General features: G+C 32.5%; 20 protein-coding genes. 15 read left to right on the top strand and 5 right to left on the bottom strand.

The genetic code is table 11. The features are described 5' to 3' along the window. Positions 1-14: 14 nt before the first annotated feature. The gene (locus ACHRVZ_RS01120; protein WP_395420210.1) at positions 15-683 is read left to right on the top strand and encodes a uracil-DNA glycosylase; all 669 of its coding nucleotides are present in this window, start codon (positions 15-17) and stop codon (positions 681-683) included. A 97-nt stretch (positions 684-780) separates the two neighbouring features. On the opposite strand, the gene ACHRVZ_RS01115 is transcribed toward ACHRVZ_RS01120, so the two are convergent. The 5 genes from ACHRVZ_RS01115 to ACHRVZ_RS01095 all read right to left on the bottom strand — a co-directional run bounded on the left by ACHRVZ_RS01115 (position 781) and on the right by ACHRVZ_RS01095 (position 5012). Beyond that, complete coding sequence (locus ACHRVZ_RS01115) at positions 781-1167, bottom strand: DUF4258 domain-containing protein (protein ID WP_395420209.1); 387 nt, start codon at positions 1165-1167, stop codon at positions 781-783. A gap of 36 nt (positions 1168-1203) precedes the next feature. Next, on the bottom strand, positions 1204-2403 hold the full coding sequence (locus ACHRVZ_RS01110; RefSeq protein ID WP_395420207.1) for an alanine dehydrogenase: 1200 nt from the start codon (positions 2401-2403) through the stop codon (positions 1204-1206). Between the two features lie 82 nt (positions 2404-2485). Next, positions 2486-2959, bottom strand: coding sequence for a GNAT family N-acetyltransferase (locus ACHRVZ_RS01105; protein WP_395420205.1), 474 nt, complete (start codon positions 2957-2959; stop codon positions 2486-2488). Positions 2960-2968: 9 nt separating this feature from the next. Continuing rightward, entirely contained in the window at positions 2969-3376 is a 408-nt protein-coding gene (tsaE, locus tag ACHRVZ_RS01100) for a tRNA (adenosine(37)-N6)-threonylcarbamoyltransferase complex ATPase subunit type 1 TsaE (RefSeq protein ID WP_395420203.1), read from the bottom strand. Between the two features lie 82 nt (positions 3377-3458). Beyond that, complete coding sequence (locus tag ACHRVZ_RS01095; RefSeq protein WP_395420201.1) at positions 3459-5012, bottom strand: response regulator; 1554 nt, start codon at positions 5010-5012, stop codon at positions 3459-3461. A gap of 221 nt (positions 5013-5233) precedes the next feature. Between ACHRVZ_RS01095 and ACHRVZ_RS01090 the strand changes: the two genes are divergently transcribed. The 14 genes from ACHRVZ_RS01090 to ACHRVZ_RS01025 all read left to right on the top strand — a co-directional run bounded on the left by ACHRVZ_RS01090 (position 5234) and on the right by ACHRVZ_RS01025 (position 22073). After that, complete coding sequence (locus ACHRVZ_RS01090) at positions 5234-6463, top strand: HD domain-containing protein (protein WP_395420199.1); 1230 nt, start codon at positions 5234-5236, stop codon at positions 6461-6463. Between the two features lie 39 nt (positions 6464-6502). Further along, on the top strand, positions 6503-7546 hold the full coding sequence (gene lpxD / locus ACHRVZ_RS01085; RefSeq protein ID WP_395420198.1) for a UDP-3-O-(3-hydroxymyristoyl)glucosamine N-acyltransferase: 1044 nt from the start codon (positions 6503-6505) through the stop codon (positions 7544-7546). Beyond that, on the top strand, positions 7539-8927 hold the full coding sequence (locus tag ACHRVZ_RS01080; RefSeq protein ID WP_395420196.1) for a bifunctional UDP-3-O-[3-hydroxymyristoyl] N-acetylglucosamine deacetylase/3-hydroxyacyl-ACP dehydratase: 1389 nt from the start codon (positions 7539-7541) through the stop codon (positions 8925-8927). Before lpxD ends, ACHRVZ_RS01080 begins: the two co-directional genes overlap by 8 nt. A 74-nt stretch (positions 8928-9001) precedes the next feature. Continuing rightward, positions 9002-9787 (top strand): acyl-ACP--UDP-N-acetylglucosamine O-acyltransferase, encoded by a 786-nt coding sequence (gene lpxA / locus ACHRVZ_RS01075; protein ID WP_029270176.1) that lies wholly within the window; start codon positions 9002-9004, stop codon positions 9785-9787. A gap of 93 nt (positions 9788-9880) precedes the next feature. After that, positions 9881-10447 carry an elongation factor P gene (gene efp, locus ACHRVZ_RS01070; RefSeq protein ID WP_035624093.1) on the top strand — a complete coding sequence of 189 codons (567 nt, stop codon included), beginning with the start codon at positions 9881-9883 and terminating at the stop codon, positions 10445-10447. A gap of 134 nt (positions 10448-10581) precedes the next feature. After that, a complete protein-coding gene (locus ACHRVZ_RS01065) occupies positions 10582-11511 on the top strand; it encodes a UDP-3-O-(3-hydroxymyristoyl)glucosamine N-acyltransferase (RefSeq protein ID WP_395420194.1) in 930 nt (309 codons plus the stop codon). 1 nt (position 11512) lies between these two features. Beyond that, positions 11513-11875, top strand: a complete 363-nt coding sequence (locus tag ACHRVZ_RS01060) for a nuclear transport factor 2 family protein (protein WP_395420192.1) — start codon at positions 11513-11515, stop codon at positions 11873-11875. 84 nt (positions 11876-11959) lie between these two features. After that, positions 11960-12832: a succinate--CoA ligase subunit alpha gene (gene sucD / locus ACHRVZ_RS01055; RefSeq protein WP_017497509.1), complete on the top strand. Its 873-nt coding sequence runs from the start codon at positions 11960-11962 to the stop codon at positions 12830-12832. Between the two features lie 164 nt (positions 12833-12996). Beyond that, positions 12997-13425: a hypothetical protein gene (locus ACHRVZ_RS01050; protein ID WP_395420190.1), complete on the top strand. Its 429-nt coding sequence runs from the start codon at positions 12997-12999 to the stop codon at positions 13423-13425. Between the two features lie 428 nt (positions 13426-13853). Beyond that, entirely contained in the window at positions 13854-14465 is a 612-nt protein-coding gene (locus ACHRVZ_RS01045) for an RNA polymerase sigma factor (protein ID WP_395420188.1), read from the top strand. Positions 14466-14556: 91 nt separating this feature from the next. Next, positions 14557-15672, top strand: coding sequence for a FecR family protein (locus tag ACHRVZ_RS01040; protein ID WP_395420186.1), 1116 nt, complete (start codon positions 14557-14559; stop codon positions 15670-15672). A 308-nt stretch (positions 15673-15980) separates the two neighbouring features. Continuing rightward, on the top strand, positions 15981-19697 hold the full coding sequence (locus ACHRVZ_RS01035; RefSeq protein ID WP_395420185.1) for a SusC/RagA family TonB-linked outer membrane protein: 3717 nt from the start codon (positions 15981-15983) through the stop codon (positions 19695-19697). A gap of 11 nt (positions 19698-19708) precedes the next feature. Beyond that, positions 19709-21193 (top strand): RagB/SusD family nutrient uptake outer membrane protein, encoded by a 1485-nt coding sequence (locus ACHRVZ_RS01030; protein WP_395420183.1) that lies wholly within the window; start codon positions 19709-19711, stop codon positions 21191-21193. 19 nt (positions 21194-21212) lie between these two features. Next, entirely contained in the window at positions 21213-22073 is an 861-nt protein-coding gene (locus ACHRVZ_RS01025) for a putative zinc-binding metallopeptidase (RefSeq protein WP_395420182.1), read from the top strand. Positions 22074-22095: the final 22 nt, after the last annotated feature.

The following is a 22095-nucleotide window of genomic DNA, read 5'->3' as shown; positions in this document are numbered from 1 at the left end:
GAAAATATACTAAAATGAAAATCAATCTTTCTTCTGAGTGGCAAAAGGTTTTAGAAGATGAAATTCAAAAGCCTTCTTTCAAGGAATTAATCTCGTCTTTAGAAGCTGAATATAACACATATACGTGCTTTCCTCCAGTGGAATTAATTTTTTCCGCTTTTAATAATTGTTCTTTTTCAAATATAAAAGTCGTTATTATTGGTCAGGATCCTTATCACGGAGAAGGAGAAGCCAATGGATTAAGCTTTTCTGTAAATGATAATGTAAAGATTCCGCCTTCGCTACGAAATATCTTCAAGGAAATAAATATGGATCTTGATTCTATTTTTATGCCAACTTCGGGTAATTTAGAGAAATGGGCAAAACAAGGAGTTTTACTTTTAAATGCTTCTTTAACGGTTCGAAAAGATAGCCCAAATAGTCATAAACACTTGAAATGGAATCTTTTTACTGATGCTGTAATTCAAGCTATTTCAGATCGAAAAGAAAATATTGTCTTTTTATTATGGGGAGGTTTTGCTCAGAAAAAAGGACTTAAAATCGATCGTTCAAAACATTATATTCTAGAATCCGGACATCCGTCTCCAATGAGTGCTAATCAAGGAAAATGGTTTGGAAATAAGCATTTTAGCCAAACAAATAGTTTCTTAAAATCAAAAGGAATTAAAGAGATTAAATGGTAAATTAAGCCTATTTGCAAAAAAATATACGAATCTAAATTTATACAATCTTGTCAGTTCTCTAGTGTGATTTCTCGTTCCGCAAAATGACAAAAAGGGATTACTTTTCTACTGGTTTCTTAGTAATTTCTTCTAAAACTGCTTTCTTTTCGTAGTTGACAACTTTTAGAATTATTTCCTGATTTTTTACTGTTTTACCTTCAATAATATAAATTTTTCCATTTTTAAACGGAACATTACTTTGATCAAAATCTACATCACCGTATGTTAATGTGTTTTTAATATCGGCAGTGTCAATCCATTTTTCGTTTAAAGTCTGAATCGCTTTATCAGAATATTGAAAAGGTTTTGTTCTTAAATCATTCAAAACTCTGGCGTTCGGAAAGTAGTTACAACGAGTATCTTTTCCACTGAAAACAAGGGCTACAAAAAAGCATCCCATAATTAGACCAATCAAATAATATGCAAAACGGTGTACGAACTTCATGAAATAAAATTTTTGCAAAGGTACGCTAAAGTTCCTTTAAAATACAAGTAAATTAATGTCGTTGTCCGGTAAATCAAACCATTCGCCAATTGCTTTGTTTGTTAGGATTCCGTGGTATAAGTAAATTCCGTTTTTCAATCCTTTATTACATCTAATAGCGCTTTCTAAACCGCCGTCTTCGGCAATTTGAAGCAAGTATGGAGTTAAGATGTTACTTATTGAAAGTGAGGCAGTTTTAGAATATCTCGAAGGGATATTTGGAACGCAATAATGCAGAACATTACTTTTTATAAAAGTCGGTTTTTCGTGAGTTGTCACTTCTGAAGTTTCAAAACATCCGCCGGTATCGATACTTACATCAACAATTACAGCGCCTTTTTTCATATGTTCTACCATAGTTTCTGTAACTATAATAGGACAACGTTCTTTTCCGCGCATGGCACCAATAGCAACATCGCAGCGTCTTAAAGCTTTTAATAATGCTTTTTGCTGCACTGTAGATGTAAAAATTCGTTGGTTTAAGTTGTTTTGTAAACGACGTAATTTTGTAATCGAATTGTCAAATACTTTTACATTTGCTCCTAAACCAATAGCAGTTTTAGCAGCAAATTCGCCTACAGTTCCAGCGCCTAAAATAACAACTTCAGTAGGAGGGACGCCGGTAATGTTACCAAATAAAAGCCCTTTTCCAAATTCATCCGTAATCATTAATTCAGCTGCAATAAGTATTGAAGCGGTTCCTGCAATTTCGCTTAAAGATTTTACAGCTGGATAAGTTCCGTCTTCATCTTTGATATATTCAAATGCAAGTGCGGTGATTTTTTTTTGTGCCAAAGCTTCAAAATAAGCTTTCTTCTTGGTTTTTAATTGAATTGCAGAAATGATTGTCGTTTCAGGATTGATCATTTCGATTTCAGCTAATGTAGGAGGCTCCACTTTTAATAGTAAAGGACAGCCAAAAACTTTTTTAGTGTCTTTTGTGACTTCTGCACCAGCATCAGAATATTCCTTGTCAGAATAACTTGAGCTTTCTCCGGCACCAGATTCGATCATAACGCGATGACCTTCATAAGTCAAAGAGTTTACGGCATCTGGAGTTAGACAAATACGACGTTCCTGATAACTTGTTTCTTTAGGAATCCCAATGAAAAGCTCTCTTTTAAATCGGCCAATTTCAAGTTTTTCTTCTTGTGGCAGCAGTTGTTGCTTCGTAAATGGAGTTAAGGTAATTGACATGGGTGGTGCAAATATTAAGAGTACAAATTACGTAAAAAGTTTTAAAATCAATGTAAAAATTCTGCTAATACTGTTTTAATAATTAAGGTAGTAATTTTTCCATTTTTATATCGGCTCTTTCGTAGATTCCTTCTTCGAGAGCAATCTCAACAAAACCAAATTTTTCATACAAATGAATAGCCGGAAGTAGTTTTCGGTTTGAATATAAAAACAACCTTTTAATGTTTTTTTCTTCTGCAACAGCAAAACAATGAACCAAAAGTTTATTGCCAATTCCGAGGCCTTGTGCTTTATCAGAAACTGCCATTTTACTTAATTCAAAAGTTGTATTGTCTACTTTTAATAATGAAGCGGTTCCCAGAATTTCGCCATTATATTTTGCATAGAAAATCATTCCTCCTTTATCGATAATTTCTTCTTGCGGATTAGAAAGTACAATTTCGTCTTTTTCTTCAACTCTAAAATATTTTTGAAGCCATTCTTTGTTTAAAGTTTTAATGGGGTCTTTTAAATCCGGAGAAAAGGGAATTATTTCTACTGTATTTTGGGTAATCATATTTTTAGCTTAAACTAAATTCAATTCTCTCTTGCCATCAGCCATCAACTCAATTGTAACTATTGAAGTTTCTTCGGGAAGTAAACTCGCAATTTTTTCAGACCATTCAATAAAGCACCAATTTCCAGAATACAAATAATCATCAACACCCATATCGAGTGCTTCTGTTTCTTTATTTAATCTGTAAAAATCAAAGTGATAAACGATTTGATTGTTGGAAGTGGAGTATTCATTAACCAAAGAAAAAGTTGGACTGCTTGTTGCGCTTTCAACTCCTAAGCTTTTGCATAGTTGTTTGATAAGTGTGGTTTTTCCAACACCCATTTCTCCGTTAAAGAGAATGATTTTTTTTGGATTTGAAGCTAAAATTTGCTCAGCTACTTCTTGAATTTGATCTAATGAAAAAACGATATTCATTTTTAATGTTTATTTATGATAATAGTCTCAGTCACAGTTCTAAGTTTCAGCTGAAAAATAAAAATTGCGACTGAATACTTTTTTATTTAGGGTTAAATACTAAAAATGGAATAATCATTTCTTCTAATGAAATTCCACCATGTTGATACGTATTTTTATAATAACTCACATAATGATTGTAGTTGTTTACATAAGCTAAAAAGTAATCATTTTTGGCAAAAATAAACGAACTGCTCATGTTTATGGCAGGTAAACCAATAGTTTTGGGTTCTTTTACAACATACACATCCTTTTGTTCGTAAGTTAAACTACGACCTGTTTTATAACGCAAATTTAAGCTTGTATTTTTATCACCAACAACTTTTGAAGGGTTTTTTACATTAATTGTTCCATGATCTGTAGTTAAAATCAATTTGAAACCTAATAATTGTGCTTGCTGAATAATTTCTAAAAGTGGAGAGTTTTTAAACCAGCTCAAAGTCAAAGAACGATATGCTTTATCGTCTGAAGCAAGTTCTTTTACAACCTCCATTTCGGTTTTAGCATGCGATAACATATCAACAAAATTGTAAACAACTGTTACTAAGTCATTTCCTTTTAATGCTTTGAAGTTTTCAGCAAGTTTTTTTCCGCCTGCATAATTCGTGATTTTAAAATAATCTTCCTTAATATTTAATCCCAAGCGCTTTAGTTGAGCAGAAAGAAATTCGGCTTCGTAAAGGTTTTTTCCTCCGTCTTCGACGTCATTTTTCCAATATTGCGGAAATTGTTTTTCCATTTCAATAGGCAACAATCCTGAGAATATGGAATTTCTTGCATATTGAGTTGCAGTTGGAAGAATGGAGAAATAGGGAACTTCTTTTTCTAATTTGTAATAATTAGAAACTACAGTTTCAAAAGATTTCCATTGATCGTAACGTAAGTTATCAATTACAACAAATAAAATTGGTTTGTCTTTTTTCTTGATTTCCGGAACTACTAATTCTTTAAATAAATTGTGCGATTGAACAGGTTTGTCAGCTTTCGGCGCGAACCAGTCTTCGTAGTTTCTCTCTATGAATTTTCCAAATTGAGAATTAGCCTCCACTTTTTGAGATTCAAGAATTTCAATCATTCCCTGATCATTGATGTTCTCTAATTCTAGTTCCCAAAAGATTAATTTTTTGTACAATTCAATCCAATCTTCAAATGAATTAACCATTGCTAATTCCATCGAAATTTTTCTGAATTCTTTTTGATAATCTAAAGTAGTTTTCTCTGAAATTAATCTTGAATGATCAAGATTCTTCTTTAAACTCAATAAAATCTGATTTGGATTTACAGGTTTGATCAAATAATCTGCGATTTTAGAACCAATGGCTTCTTCCATTATGTATTCTTCTTCGCTTTTAGTGATCATAATCATCGGGGTTGCCGATTTTTTTTCTTTCATTTCAGAAAGGGTTTCCAGGCCACTCATTCCGGGCATATTTTCATCTAAAAAAACAATGTCAAAATTGTCTTCTTCAAACAATGCTATAGCATCTAAGCCATTATTGCAAGTAGTTACAACATAGTTTTTTTTCTCCAGAAATAGTATATGAGGCTTTAAAAGGTCGATTTCATCGTCGACCCAAAGTATTTTTATCTTATCCATAAACGAATGTAATTTTAATGCAATTTAGAAGTATAGAACTTAAAAAGTATTAAAAATAGTATAAATTTCAGAATAAAGTATTGTGATTTTGGTATAATATATTTTTCGTATTTCGCTATAACCTTGATAATCATAGTGAATTATTGTTGATTTTTAAGTTGAAAACGCAAAGCTGTTTATAGTTATTTACTTATATTTGTTGACCTAAAAATAACCAAATAGTGACTCATATCAATAAGTTAAAAATATTCAATGACCCCATTTATGGGTTTATTTCCATCCCGAACGAACTTATTTACGATTTAATTCAGCACCCGTATTTTCAGCGTTTACGCCGTATATCACAGATGGGATTATCGTATTTGGTCTATCCTGGTGCCAATCACACGCGTTTTCATCACGCTCTGGGTTGTATGCATTTGATGCAAAAAGCTGTTGAAACTCTTAGATTTAAAGGAGTTGCAATATCTTCAGAAGAAGAGAATGCGTTATATATTGCCATTTTGCTGCATGATATTGGCCATGGACCTTTTTCGCATGCGATGGAAAAAAGTATTGTTGAAGATGTAAATCATGAAGCGATTTCGTTATTATTTATGAATCAGCTCAACGAAGAGTTTGATGGAAGATTGAGTCTCGCAATTCAGGTTTTTAAGGGAGATTATCACAGAAAGTTCATGTTGCAATTGATTTCAAGTCAATTAGATATGGATCGAATGGATTACTTAAAACGAGATAGTTTTTATACTGGTGTAGCGGAAGGAAATGTCAATTCTGAGCGTTTGATTCAGATGATGAATGTGGTTGATGGTACTTTGGTTATTGAAGAGAAAGGAATTTATTCAGTAGAGAAATTCCTGCTTTCGAGAAGATTGATGTATTGGCAGGCTTATTTGCATAAAACAAGCTTGGTGGCCGAATTAATTTTGATGAAAGTCCTTAAAAGAGCTAAAGAATTAACGTTAAAAGGCATTGCTTTGCCTTGTAGTGAGCCTCTTTTGTATTTTATGCAAAATAAAATCACTTTAGAAGAATTTGATGCCGAAAGATTAGATCTGTTTTCTCAATTAGATGATTTCGATATTATTAGTGCTCTAAAAGCATGGCAGAAAAATAATGATTTTATACTCTCTACATTAAGTAAAATGCTTATTAACAGAGATTTGTTGAAGATTAAATTGAGTGCAGAGAAAATCCCAATGGAAGAGTCTCAATCTTTGAAGGAAGAATTCGCTGAAGCGCATCATATTTCACAATTAGAAGCCGGTTATTTTATATTTAGAGGTAAAATTAAAAACCAAGCTTATAGTAAAGAGGCGGAACCGATACGAATTTTGAAAAAAGATAAAACAATTGAAGATGTTGTAGAAGCATCTGATCAGCTGAATTTGAAATCGTTATCTAAGTTGGTGACAAAATATTACATCTGTTTTCCAAAACAACTTATCTAAAATTAACATTTAAAATCTATTTTTTATATTTTTGTCGCAATGAAATTTACAGCAGAACAAATAGCAGGAATTTTAGAAGGAGAAGTTGTTGGGGATCCCAATGCAGAAGTTTCTCGGCTATCTAAAATAGAGGAAGGTGAGGAAGGATCGCTTACTTTTTTGGCTAATCCGAAATATATCAACTACATATATAGTACAAAAGCATCAGTAACTATTGTTAATGACAGCTTTGTACCAGAACAGGAAATTACCACAACTTTAATAAAAGTAGAGGATGCATATGCGTCTTTTTCTAAGCTTTTGCAGTTTTACAATCAGGTAAAATTGAACAAAAACGGAATCGAAGCTAATTCTTTTATTACCGAAGGAACTAAATATGGCGAAAATTTATACTTAGGAAGCTTCAGTTATATAGGACAAAATGTGGTTCTTGGAAACAATGTAAAAATTTATCCAAATAGTTTTATTGGCGATAATGTTGTTATTGGCGATAATGTGTATATTTTTGCAGGCGCTAAAATATATTCTGAAACTATTATCGGGAATAATTGTACCATACATTCCGGAACAATTATCGGTGCAGATGGTTTTGGTTTTGTGCCAAATGAAGAAGGTGTATATAGTAAGGTACCACAAATTGGAAATGTTATCATAGAAGATAATGTTGATATTGGTGCTAATACCACAATAGACAGAGCAACTCTTGGGTCTACTATTATTAGACAAGGAGTTAAATTAGACAATCAGATTCAGATTGCGCATAATGTAGAAATTGGTAAGAATACTGTAATCGCTGCACAATCTGGTGTTGCGGGTTCTACAAAAATTGGCGAAAACTGTATGATTGGCGGGCAAGTTGGTATTGCTGGCCACTTAATTATAGGTAATAATGTTAGATTGCAAGCTCAATCTGGAGTAGCAAGAAACATTAAGGATGGAGAAATTTTGCAAGGAACTCCATCACTTGGATATACTGATTTCAATAAATCATATGTTCATTTTAAGAATTTGCCTAAAATTGTTGCCGAAATGGATGAATTAAAAAAACAAATAACAAACCCAAAAAATGGAAATAATGGTTAAACAGAAGACCATCAAGAATGAAATTTCACTAACAGGCGTTGGATTACACACTGGGAAAGAAGTTACAATGACTTTTAAACCAGCTCCAATTAATAATGGTTTCACTTTTGTAAGAGTAGATTTGCAAGGTCAACCGGTCATCGAGGCTGATGCTAATTATGTTGTTAATACACAAAGAGGTACTAATTTAGAGAAATTAGGTGTAAAAATTCAAACCCCAGAACACGTTTTAGCTGCATTAGTTGGCTGTGATTTGGATAATGTTATTATAGAATTAAATGCTTCAGAACTTCCAATTATGGATGGTTCTTCAAAATATTTTGTTGAAGCAATTGAAAAGGCACAAATCGAAGAGCAAGATGCGAAACGTAATGTTTATGTTGTAAAAGAAGTAATTTCTTTTACTGATGAAACTACAGGAAGCGAGATTTTGGTTATGCCAAGCGATGATTATCAAGTAACTGCAATGGTTGATTTTGGTACGAAAGTTTTAGGTACTCAAAATGCGACTATGAAAAGTATAGCCGATTTTAAAGAAGAAATTGCTAATTCAAGAACTTTTAGTTTTTTACATGAATTAGAGTCTCTTTTAGAAAACGGATTAATAAAGGGGGGAGATTTAAATAATGCTATTGTGTATGTAGATAAAGAAATATCTGATGCTACAATGGAAAATTTAAAGAAAGCTTTTGGAAAAGATAAAATTTCGGTTAAGCCAAACGGAGTTTTAGACAACCTTACTTTACACTATCCAAACGAAGCTGCAAGACATAAATTATTAGATGTTGTTGGAGATTTATCGTTGATCGGAGTTCGTATTCAAGGAAAGATTATTGCTAACAAACCTGGGCATTATGTTAATACTCAGTTTGCTAAAAAAATGGCAAAAATCATTAAAATTGAGCAAAGAAACCATGTGCCGGTTTATGATTTGAATTTGGAACCGTTGATGGATATTCATAAAATTATGGCTGTATTGCCACATAGACCGCCGTTCTTGTTAATTGATAGAATTATCGAAATGTCGGATAGTCATGTAGTTGGGATGAAAAATGTAACTATGAATGAAAATTTCTTCGTAGGACATTTTCCTGAAGCACCGGTTATGCCAGGAGTTTTAATTGTTGAAGCTATGGCACAAACAGGAGGGATCTTGGTTCTAAGCACAGTTCCGGATCCTGAAAATTATTTGACTTATTTTATGAAAATAGATAATGTTAAATTCAAACATAAAGTTTTGCCTGGAGATACGTTAATTTTCAAGTGTGAATTGATTTCTCCTATCAGAAGAGGAATTTGTCACATGCAGGCAAATGCTTACGCAAACGGAAAATTAGTTACTGAGGCAGAATTAATGGCTCAAATTGCAAGAAAACAATAATAATTTAATCAATTTTATTGTTTACGTTTGTTGCCCAAATTAGATTATTTTAATTTAAAATATAAAACTTACAGATGAATCAACCATTAGCATATGTTCATCCCGGCGCCAAAATCGCTAAAAACGTTGTAATAGAACCCTTTACAACAATTCACAATAATGTTGTTATTGGTGATGGTACTTGGATTGGTTCAAATGTGACCATCATGGAAGGTGCTCGTATTGGAAAAAATTGTAATATTTTTCCAGGAGCAGTAATTTCTGCGGTGCCACAAGATTTAAAATTTGGTGGAGAAGATTCTCTTGCCATCATTGGAGATAATTGTACAATTAGAGAATGTGTTACTATAAATAGAGGTACAGTTGCTTCTGGTCAAACAATTTTAGGTAATAATTGTTTAGTAATGGCTTATGCTCACATTGCGCACGATTGCGAGATTGGTAATAATGCTATTATTGTTAATGGTGTTGCTTTGGCAGGTCACGTTGTTGTTGGTAATCACGCAGTAATTGGTGGTTTAGCGGCAATTCACCAATTTATTCATATTGGAGATCACGCTATGATTTCTGGTGGATCTTTGGTAAGAAAAGATGTTCCGCCTTATACAAAAGCAGCAAAAGAGCCGTTATCTTATGTAGGAATAAACTCTGTTGGTTTAAGAAGAAGAGGTTTTAGCACTGAAAAAATTAGAGAAATTCAGGAAATCTACAGGATTTTATATCAAAAGAATTACAATACAACACAAGCTTTAAGTATTATTGAAGCTGAAATGGAAGCCACTCCTGAGAGAGATGAAATTTTAGATTTTATTAGAAATTCATCAAGAGGAATTATGAAAGGTTATTCAGGAAATTATTAGAGAAAGTTCTATCGTTGATTTGTTTAATCGTTTAATCGAGAACAAATAGACGATTAAACGATTAAAGAAAACATTAAATAAAACAAAATTACAATGGCATCTACATCAGATATTAGAAACGGATTATGTATTAAATTCAATCACGATATTTATAAAATCGTTGAATTTCTTCACGTAAAACCTGGAAAAGGTCCAGCTTTCGTTAGAACAAAATTAAGAAGTTTAACTACAGGAAGAGTATTAGATAATACATTTTCTGCAGGACATAAAATTGACGATGTGCGTGTAGAGACGCATAATTACCAGTTTTTATATGCTGAAGGAGATGAGTTTCATTTTATGAATACAGAATCTTTTGAGCAAATTTCTTTGAATAAAAACATCTTGGATGCTCCGGGATTATTAAAAGAAGGAACTAGTGTAATGGTTCAGGTTAATACTGAAACTGATTTACCTTTATCAGTAGATATGCCATCTTCAGTAATTCTTGAAGTTACATATGCTGAGCCAGGAGTAAAAGGAAATACGGCTACAAATGCTACTAAATCTGCTACGGTAGAAACTGGTGCAACTGTAAACGTTCCGTTGTTCATTAATGAAGGTGATAAAATTAAAATTGATACAGCTTCAGGTTCTTACATGGAGCGTGTAAAAGAGTAATTTTTAATTAGATAATTTGTCAATGAGTCAATTAGAAAATTAGTGAAACGTCACAATTTCGAATATTCATTTTCTAATTGACACATTTTCTAATTGACACATTTTCTGATTGACAAATTTTCTAATTATAAAATATGAAATTTCCAAAGATTCATTCTTTACAAGAAATTGCAAATTTGCTTCAATGCGAATTTATTGGTGACCAAAACTTTCCGGTTTCTGGCATGAACGAGATACATGTTGTTGAACCTGGAGATATTGTTTTTGTTGACCATCCAAAATACTACGATAAAGCTTTACAATCGGCTGCGACAATTGTTTTAATTAACAAAAAAGTAGATTGTCCTGAAGGTAAAGCACTTTTGATTTCTGATGATCCTTTCAGAGATTTTAATACCTTAACGAAACATTTTAGACCTTTTCAGGCAACAAATGTATCAATAGCTCTTTCTGCAACTATTGGAGAGGGGACTGTGATACAGCCTAATTGTTTTATTGGAAACAATGTTACAATTGGTAAAAACTGTTTAATACATCCAAATGTTACTATTTACGATCATACTGTAATTGGAGATAATGTAATGATTCACGCCGGGACTGTTTTAGGGGCAGATGCTTTTTATTACAAAAAACGTCCAGATGGTTTTGATCAGTTAATTTCTGGTGGAAGAGTTGTTATCGAGGATAATGTTGGAATTGGAGCTCTTTGTACAATTGACAAAGGTGTTACAGGAGATACAACAATTGGCGAGGGAACAAAATTAGACAATCAGGTACATATTGGACATGATACGGTGATAGGAAAAAAATGTCTTATTGCTTCTCAAACCGGTATTGCCGGTTGTGTTGTGATTGAGGACGAAGTTACAATTTGGGGACAAGTAGGAACAACAAGTGGAATCACGATAGGAGCGAAGGCTGTTATTATGGGGCAAACTGGTGTTACTAAATCGGTTGAAGGCGGGAAATCATATTTTGGAACTCCAATCGAAGAATCTAGAGAAAAGTTAAAACAATTGGCCAATATCAAAAAGATTCCTGAAATTTTAAATAAATTGAAGTAATATGTCTATAAAAGAATTTGTTCAAAAATTTTACAAGTCAGATGCCTTAATTGATAGCGAAATCATGAAAACTTATTTACATCCTGATGTAAAGTTGGATTGGCATAGCACCAAAGGATTAATTGAGATGGATCAGAATTCGATGTTGGATATGGCCAATGAGCTTAGTCGTGCTTATGTTCGTTCTAAAGTGAGAATTAGTCATATTATTGCTGAAGATGACTTGGTTTCGATACGATATTCGCATTTTGTGAAAACGATTGAGAATCCTAGAGAAGAGATGTTGTTAGCCCATTTTGCTACTATTTGGCAAATAAAAGATGATAAATTATATCGAGGTTATCAAATGAGTCAATTTTCTTAATTTTTTTGAAGACAAAAAGGTTAAAATACGTTACAAAACCTTACTTTTGCATCACAATTTTAAAAACTACATAAAATATATATCATGAGTGTTTTAGTTAATAAAGATTCCAAAATAATTGTTCAAGGATTTACAGGAAGCGAAGGAACTTTCCACGCTTCTCAAATGATTGAGTACGGTACTAATGTTGTTGGTGGTGTTACTCCGGGAAAAGGAGGAACTAGCCATTTAGATCGTCCGGTTTTTAATACAGTTAAAGATGCTGTTGAGCAAGCTGGAGCTGATACATCTATCATTTTCGTACCGCCAGCTTTTGCTGCTGATGCAATTATGGAAGCTGCTGATGCTGGAATTAAAGTAATTATTGCTATTACAGAAGGAATTCCTGTAGCAGATATGATTAAAGCAAATAATTATGTTAAAGAAAGAAATTCTAGATTAATCGGACCAAACTGTCCAGGAGTTATTACTCCGGGTGAAGCTAAAGTTGGTATCATGCCAGGTTTTGTTTTCAAAAAAGGAACAGTTGGTATCGTTTCTAAATCAGGAACTTTAACTTATGAAGCTGCTGACCAAGTTGTAAAACAAGGTTTAGGAATTACTACAGCTATTGGTATTGGTGGAGATCCAATTATTGGAACTACTACTAAAGAGGCTGTTGAATTATTAATGAACGATCCGGAAACTGAAATTATCATCATGATTGGTGAAATTGGAGGTCAATTAGAAGCTGATGCTGCTAAATGGGTTAGAGCTGATGGTAACCGTAAACCAGTTGTTGGTTTTATCGCTGGAGAAACTGCTCCTGCTGGTAGAACAATGGGTCACGCAGGTGCTATTGTTGGTGGTTCTGATGATACAGCTGCTGCTAAAAAACAAATCATGAGAGACAACGGAATTCACGTTGTTGATTCGCCAGCTGAAATTGGTAAAAAAGTAAAAGAAGTACTTGGATAATCTCCAATATTCGAAATAAAAAATTCCAGAAAAAAGTCTCAATATTTTGTTGAGACTTTTTTACATTTTTAAAATGTTGGAAATATAATTAAAAACTTAGCAACTCAGATTCTTAGTCCCGTCCCGAAGTTTCGGGATTAGGATAGAAGCTTAAAACAGAAAAGATGTACAAAGAATTAGAAAAATTTAAAGTAAGCAACAGTTTTACTTTTACTATTGAAGACAGTTTAGAACAAGTTTGTAATGCTCCAGAAGGTGGTGCAGGTGTATTTGTTGTTTATGCTGTTGAAGGTGACGCAAAAGAATTAATCATGGTTGGTTCTACAGGAACTGTTCAGAACGACGGAACTTTAAAAAGCAAAAATGGTGGTTTATATGATAAAATTGTAAACGGACACCAGTTTGCAAAAACAGGAAGAAAGTATTCTTGGCCAGCTCAAATGAAATTGGAAAACATTGACGCTTTAGAAGTGATTTGGTATGAAACTTTTAATGCAGATGTAAAAGCAATTCCAACTGCAGTTGAAGGACAAGTTTTGCAAAATTTCTTAGATGAAAATGCAAAATTACCAAGATGGAATGTAGCTTTCTAAAGTTATTTTAAATAATAAATAAAAAAAGCCTTACTAGATTTAGTAAGGCTTTTTTGTTTATTGGATGTGAATAAACAGGTAACTTCTTTTTATTTTAATTTAAAATTTTATTTTCTAAGTAAAGAAAAAGAGATTTTAAGTTAAAGCTTGTTAAAAAATATATTAAAAAAGTATGGTGGTAAAATCTGACATTTTAAATCTTTTTCAAAAAAAAATGATATAATAGAATTGGTGCTAACCCTTACAAAATCAGTAAAAATAAGCATTTTCTTAAGTATTACTGAAATACTTCTTTTGTGTAAAAAAATTGGTTTTGAAATTTTGCTTTTATATATTTATCACACTGAACTAAAGGATAATGTTAAAAAACTGTATTCTTTATGTTAAAACCAAGAGCTTATTTTCAAGAATTCTACCGAAACTAAAATATGAAGACCAAAACTTTACAATTCAAAACTTTTGACGACATTACGCTTTGGAACAACTTGAAAGATGGAAATGAAAAGTCATTTTCAATATTATTCGAAAAATATTATGGGGACCTTGTTAACTACGGTAATTCACTTTCTCCTTATGCCGAAAAAGTGCAAGATTGTGTCCAGGACGTTTTTACTGATATTTGGGTTTATCGAAGCGGATTGCAAGGTTCTGTTGTTGTAAAAGCTTATTTGTTGTCAAGCGTACGTAAGCGAATTGCGCGTTTGCACGAGCGCGATCATATTTTTCGTAAATCGACAAGTACAGATTCTATTGCGTTCCTTTTAGAATTTTCAGTAGAGCATGAACTTATCGATGATGATTATGCCACAAAAGAAAAAGTAGTTCACTTGAATAAGTTACTAAATGATTTACCAGCTCGCCAAAAAGAAGCTTTGTATTTAAGATATCATCAGGGATTAACAGTAGAGCAAATTGCTGAAATGTTAGATGTAAATTATCAATCAGCGAGTAATCTCTTACATCGCGGTTTACTTACGCTTCGCAAAGAATGGAAGGGTAGTTTTTCGTTAATTATTCTACTATCCTCAACAGCTTTTTAGTTTTATTTCAAAAAAAAATAAAAAAAATCACAATTTGGTGAGTATATAATAAGAAAGCTGTCCTCTATGTTTTTGTAACCTCATTTTTTAGATGCAAAAACGTAATAAATATACCGAAATAGAAGATTTTTTATCTGATGAATCATTTCAATCATGGATTTTATTTAAAATTGATGAAGATGGTTGGGAAGAGTGGACTTTAGAAAATCGTCAACGCGCTAAGTTGGTAGAAGACGCCAGACTGTTATTATTGGCAATGAAAGTGCCAAATTCTACATTGTCTGAAGCTGATATTCACAATGCTTTACAAAATACCTGGATTAAAATTGAAGAGAAAGAAAATCAAAATGATTCAATTGATGATTCAAAAATAAAATTTTTCAGAAAGTATTTTATTAGAGGAGTTGCTGCAGCTCTACTGTTTGGCTCAGTGTCAGTTTGGTTTTATAAAAATCAATTTGGACCTGAAAGTAAAATAGTTACTTATAAAGAACTTATAGATGAAAATAATGAAGGTTTAGTTGAACAAACTAATAATTCTAATAAACCGCAAATCATTACATTATCTGATGGTAGTTCGGTTTTACTACAACCCAATAGCAAATTAAGTTATCCTAAAATCTTTACCGGAAACGAAAGAAAGGTGTATTTATCCGGCGAAGGTTTCTTTGAAATTAGTAAAAATCCTAAAAAGCCTTTTTTTGTTTACGCAAACGAAATTGTCACGAAGGTTGTTGGAACTAGTTTTAGAGTCAAAGCTTATTCTGACCAGCCTGATGTTGAAGTTCTTGTTCGCACCGGTAAAGTGAAGGTAAAATCTAATGATCTGGTATCAAAATCAGATCATGAAGAAGTGGTTTTGCTTCCTAATCAGGCATTACGTTTTGTACGTAGTGACTTGAGTTTTAATAAAATTACAAACATTACCCAAGATCAGGTATTAACTCGAAGTGTTGGAAACATTGAACAGTTAAGTTTTGAATTTACTGATATTCCCGTATCACAGATTTTTGAAACAATTGAACAAGCTTACTTGGTGGATATTGATTATCCTAAAAACAAACTTAAAGATTGCCATCTTACTACTTCACTTAGTGATCAGCCTTTAACAGAAAAACTTAAAATTGTTTGTAATAGTATTGGTAATAACACCAGTTTTGAAATGAATGGAAATCAAATTATAATAACATCCTCAGGTTGTAATTAACTTAAAGACACGCAACTGTAATTGTGTGTAAGATGTTTGGTTTGGGATCTAAAATGAATTCTTTCTTTTTAAGAATAGGAGCGGATTCGTTTTCTGAAATTTTAAAAAAGTTAGGATATTAAAAAGCGAACTGAAACAAACTAAAACTAATATAAAATGCCTATGTGAAAGATAATGAGCAAAAAAAAGTGCCGAAATGCTGTAACATTTTCGACACTTAAATGAATTGAGTTACTCTCTGTAAAGAGTAATTCATAATGTTTCTTAAAATACACTCGAATCAGTATTAATCAAAACAAACCAAAATTATGAAAAAACCAGTTGTTAAACAACGATTACTCCATCGAATCATGAAAATAACACTATTTCAGTTTGTCTTGGCACTTGTATTTTCAAGTGTGGCCATGGCAAATGATGTAAATGGGCAAAAAAAGTTAGATACGAAAGTTACTATTAATGTTGCAAATCTAACTTTAGACAATGCTTTGTCTAAGTTAGAGAAATCGGCACATGTAAAATTTTCGTATAATTCAAGATTGCCTCAACTTAATCAAAAAGTTAGCATAGATGCAGATCAGGAAATTTTATCTAGTATTTTAAATCGAATTTTAATACCATTTAATATTACTTATACAGAAGTAAGCAATCAGATTGTTTTACAAAAAAATGCAGCTGCAGATCCTTTTACAAGTGCTGAGGCTAATAATTCGTTATTCGAAATATTAACTGCAGGACCAATTATTAAAGGTACAGTTACAGATGCAACAGGCAGCCCGTTACCTGGTGCCACTGTATTGGCAAAAGGAACTAAAATCGCTGTCCTTACAGATTTTGATGGTAGGTTTACAATCGAAATGCCTGCAAACAGTGATAAACTTGTGATTTCTTATGTTGGAATGGAGTCTAAAGAAATTGGTATAGCAAATGTTACTCCTACTATTGTTTTAAGTGAGCAAGGTCAAAACTTAAAAGAAGTTGTCGTAACTACAGGATACGAAAAAACATCAAAAAGAACCTTTACTGGTGCAATTAGTAAGATTTCGGGATCTGAATTAAAAGTAGATGGTGTGGTTGATGTTAGTAGAATGATTGAAGGTAAAGCGGCTGGGGTAACTGTACAAAACGTAACAGGTACATTTGGTACAGCTCCTAAAATTACAGTACGTGGATCATCTTCAATTTTTGGAGATACAAAACCATTATGGGTAATTGATGGTGTTGTTCAAGAAGATATTATTAATGTTTCATTTGCTGATTTGGCTTCTGGAAATTCATCAACATTGTTAAGTTCTTCTGTTGCTGGTCTAAATGCTAATGATATTCAAAGTATTGAGATTCTTAAAGATGCATCAGCAACGTCTATCTATGGTTCTAGATCGTTAAACGGAGTTGTTGTTGTTACAACTAAACAAGGTCGTAGAGATTCTCCGCTAAAAGTGAGCTATTCTGTTGAAAATACGGTAAGAACTGTACCTAGTTATACACAATATGATATCTTAAATTCTCAAGAGTCAATGAGTGTTTTTCAGGAAATGAAACAAAAAGGATACCTTGATTTAAGTTCATCATACACAGGTAGATTTGGAGGTGCTTATAATATTCTTGCAAAAGAGATTAATCGCTATAATGAGTCAAACGGCCAATTTGGAGTTAAAAATGACCAACCAAACATCAACCAATTCTTAAAAAAATATGAGTTAGCAAATACCGATTGGTTCAGCGTTTTATTTAGACCATCTATTACTCAAAACCACTCATTAAGTTTTTCTGGTGGTGGAAAAAACAATACGTTTTATGCTTCATTAGGGTATTATACTGATCCAGGATGGACTATTGCGGACAATGTAAAACAATTGACATCAAACATAAAAGGAACCTTTTTTGTAAACGACAGATTAAACATTACGTTATCTACGATGGGTTCTATACGTGATCAGGAAGCTCCTGGAGCCTATGAGAGTCAAAAAGACGTTGTATTTGGTAAAGTAAATAGAGATTTTGATATTAACCCATTCAATTATGTTTTAAGTACAAGCAGAACTTTAAGACCTTACGATGATAATGGTGATTACGAGTATTATCAAAATAACTGGGCACCAATGAATATTGTAAATGAATTGGCAAATAATACATTAAATATTAAAGTAAATGATATTCGTTTTCAAGCTGATTTAGATTATAAAATCAATAAACATTTGACTTATAATTTAACAGGTTCTGCTCGTTATGCAAACACTTCAAGAGAGCATAAAATTTACGAAAATTCAAACGTAGTTGCGGCATATAATGCAGGTGTTGGAGATAATGTAAATACGCAAATACAAAAAGACAATGTGTTCTTATATCAAGATCCTAACGATTTAACTGCGCCAAAAGTTTCTGTTTTACCAAGTGGCGGATTTTTAAGAAAATTTACTAACGACATGACTTCTTATAATATTAGAAATAGTGTTACTTACAGAAATACATTTAATGAAAAACATGAAGTAGAAGGTTTCTTTGGTACAGAGCTTAGATCAGTAGATAGAAACAATGATAATTTTACTGCTGTTGGTATTCAATATGATAAAGGATTAACTTCTTTTATTGATCCTAAAATAATTGAGAAAATTGTAAATGGGGGTGACTCATATTACGAAGTTGGTGCTGAAAGAGAGAGAACTGTTGGTTTCTTTGGAAAAGTTGGATATACTTATGATCGTCGTTATACAGCCTCTTTAACAGGTCGTTACGATGGGTCTAATAGACAGGGTGACACAGGATCTTCAAGATGGTTGCCAACTTATACTGTAAGTGGAAAATGGAATGTTGCTGAAGAAAAATTCATGAAAAATGTTGAATCTATCAATACATTGGCATTAAGAGCATCTTATGGACTTACTGCAACAGCGGGTCCGGCTACTAACTCATTGGCAATTTATAAAAGTTTTATAACAGATCGTTTTAATCTTTCAGACAGAGAAAATGCAATACGAATTGAAGATTTGCAGAATAAAGATTTGACATGGGAAAAACAATATGAAACTAATATTGGTGTAGACATAGGTATGTTTAATAACAGAATACAATTGACTACTGATGTTTACAGACGTAAAGCGTTTGACTTAATTGATTATGTAATTACTTCAGGTGTTGGCGGACAATCTGTTAAGCAAGGTAATAATGCCGATATGGAAACAAAAGGTATTGAACTTGGGTTTACAACTCAAAATATTGTTAGCAACAACTTTAAATGGTCAACAACATTGAATTTTTCAGTTTATGATCAAAAGATTACAAAATTAGCAAACAAACCATCAGCATTTGATTTGGTTGATTCTAATGGGGGTAATACAGTAGGACATCCTAGAAACTCAATTTATTCTTACCAATTTACAGGATTGAATAACCAAGGATTGCCAACTTTTATTTTGCAAGACGGAGCAGAAAATAATATTACAAAAGCAAACTTTCAGGATACTAACGATGTTATGAAATATCTTAAGTACGAAGGTTCTATTGAGCCAAATAAATCAATTGGTTTAGCAAATACATTTACTTATAAAAACTGGTCATTATATGTGTTTATTGTAGGTTCAGGAGGAAATAAAGTGCGTTTAAACCCGGTTTATAGTAATGAATACAATGACTTAACGGTTTTTACTAAAGAATTTACCAATAGATGGATTAATCCTGGAGATGAAAACATTACAAACGTTCCTGTTATTGCCGACAGAATTTTAAATAGAAATTACGGAGAAAGCGATTTACAAATTGCATACAATACTTATAATTTTTCTGATGTAAGGGTTGCAGATGGTGATTTTGTGAGATTGAAAAATATTTCACTTAGTTGGGAGTTTCCTAAAGATTTTAAAAGAAAACTTGGACTTAGCACCTTTACTTTAAAAGGATCGGCAGTAAATCCATGGTTGATTTATTCTGATAAAAGATTGCACGGGCAAGATCCTGAATTTCGTAATACAGGAGGAGTTGCTTTCCCAATCACTTCTCAGTATACATTTACTTTAAATGTTTCATTATAATAAGATTAATTATGAAAAATATAAAAATAGCACTTTCATTAGTATTATTAATTAGTATTAGTAGTTGCGACGATTTTCTTTCAGAAGTACCAGATAATAGAACACAAATAAATACACCTGAAAAAATTTCAGAATTATTAGTAACAGCTTATCCAAATGTAACATACATGGGGATTGCAGAAACAATGTCTGATAATGTATTTGATAGTGCATTACCCAATTCGAACTTAGATAATAAACAAAGTTACAACTGGGAAATGCAAACTCAATTAGGATTTGATACTGAAGAGTCTTTCTGGAGCGCTTCGTACAGCGCAATTGCATCTGCAAATCAGGCTTTATTAGCTATCGAAGAACTTGGTAGTCCGGCTAGTTTGAATCCTCAAAAAGGTGAAGCGCTAATCGCCAGAGCTTACTCTCATTTTATGTTGGTTTCATTATGGGGAAATAGATATAATCCTGCAACTGCAGCTACTGATTTAGGTGTTCCATATGTTACAAAACCAGAAGGAGCTTTATTAGCAAAATACAAACGTAATTCTGTACAGGAAGTTTTTGACTTTATTGAAAAAGATATTAATGAAGGTATGAAATACGTGACGAATGATTATAAAGAAGTTAAATATCATTTTAATGTTAATGCAGCAAAAGCATTTGCCAGCCGTTTCTATTTAGTTAAAGGAGATTGGAGTAAAGTACTGGAATACACAAAAGATTTAGGTACCAGACCAACTACACTTAGAAATTATGCAACTTTTAATGGAGTTCCTTATGAGGAGATGCCTATAGAATATTCTAAAGCAGAACAAGTGGCTAATTTATTAATATCTTACCCAAATTCAATTTGGAGCAGAAGTTTCTCATATAGATTTACTCTTGCAGGAAACAGATCAGATGAGATTTTAGGAACAGCAACTAATATTTATGCTAAACCTTGGTTAATACGTGCGGCAGGTCAGTATAAAGGAGGTCAAACAGTTTTAGTTCCTAAACTTTATGAATATTTTAAAGTAACTAATTTAACAACAGGAGTTGGACAGCCTTTTACCAGTACAGTACTTTTAAGCAATGATGAGTTTTTCTTGAACAGAATCGAAGCTCATGTTATGAATAATCAAATTGCAGAAGCAAACTCTGAATTAGAATATTTCCTTGGTACCAAAACATCAGGATACAATGCCGCTACAGATAAATTAACGGAAGCTAAAGTAGTAGCAAAATACCCTGTAATTGCCAATGAATTTACTCCTTTTTATGCTTTAACACCAGTGCAGGCATCTTATATAAAAGCAATTGCAGAGGCTAGAAGAAGAGAATTTTTACATGAAGGCTTGAGATGGTTTGATATCAAACGTTTTAATCTTGTGATAACACATGATACGTTTGAGTTTGGAAAAGTAGTGAGACACAACGTTTTGGAAAAAGACGATAAAAGAAGAGCGTTACAAATTCCAGCTAGAGCATCTGATAATGGAATAGAAAAAAATCCTAGATAAAAATTTAATTTTAACTATTATGAAAATATTAAAAAGATATAAAGCGATCGCAATGATTACAACATCATTGTTATTTGTTGCTTGCGCGCACGAAGATCAGCCAACAGAAAGTCAATTAGATTTTTCACAACGAAATAAAACAGAATTAGACAAATGGATTGATACAGGTTTTTTAGATCCATATAATATCAAAGTATATTATGAATGGAATCAAAATCTTGTAGATAATACCCGTTATTTATTTCCACCAACCATTGATAAAGTAAAACCAGCTCTTGAAGTCGTTAAGAAAATCTGGATTGACAGTTATACGACTATTGGCGGTGCTGATTTCGTAAAGAAAATCGCTCCAAGAGAATTTGTTTTAGTTGGAGGTATGAATTTAAATACAAATGGTACAGTAACATTAGGACTGGCCGAAGGTGGACAGAGAGTTACGCTTTTTCAAGTAGATTATCTAAACAAAAAAAGCAGGCCGGATGTTACTGAGTTTATTCACACCATTCAGCATGAATATGTACACATTTTAAATCAAACAAAACCTTTTGATGCGCAAGCTTGGGCAAAATTAACGCCAAGTGGTTATACAACTAGTTGGTATGCTGAAGAAATTGAAGATTCAAGAGAGTTGGGTTTTATAACAAGTTACGCAAGGTTAAATATTTATGAGGATTTTGCAGAGACAGCTTCTATAATTTTAACAAGTTCTAAAGCTGAGTATGCTGCAATTCTAGCAAGTATTAGTGATCCTGTAAGCAGAGTCAATATCCAAAAGAAAGAGGCTATTGTTGTGCAATATTATAAGGATGCTTTTAATATGGATTTTTATGCTCTAAGAGATGAAGCGCAAAAAAATACCGATGCTGTAATCGCAAACTAAAAGTATTAATAAAGAGCAATAA

The organism is Flavobacterium sp. FlaQc-57 (assembly GCF_044007395.1).
Lineage (GTDB): Bacteria > Bacteroidota > Bacteroidia > Flavobacteriales > Flavobacteriaceae > Flavobacterium.
This window is presented reverse-complemented; position numbering and strand designations above follow the sequence as displayed.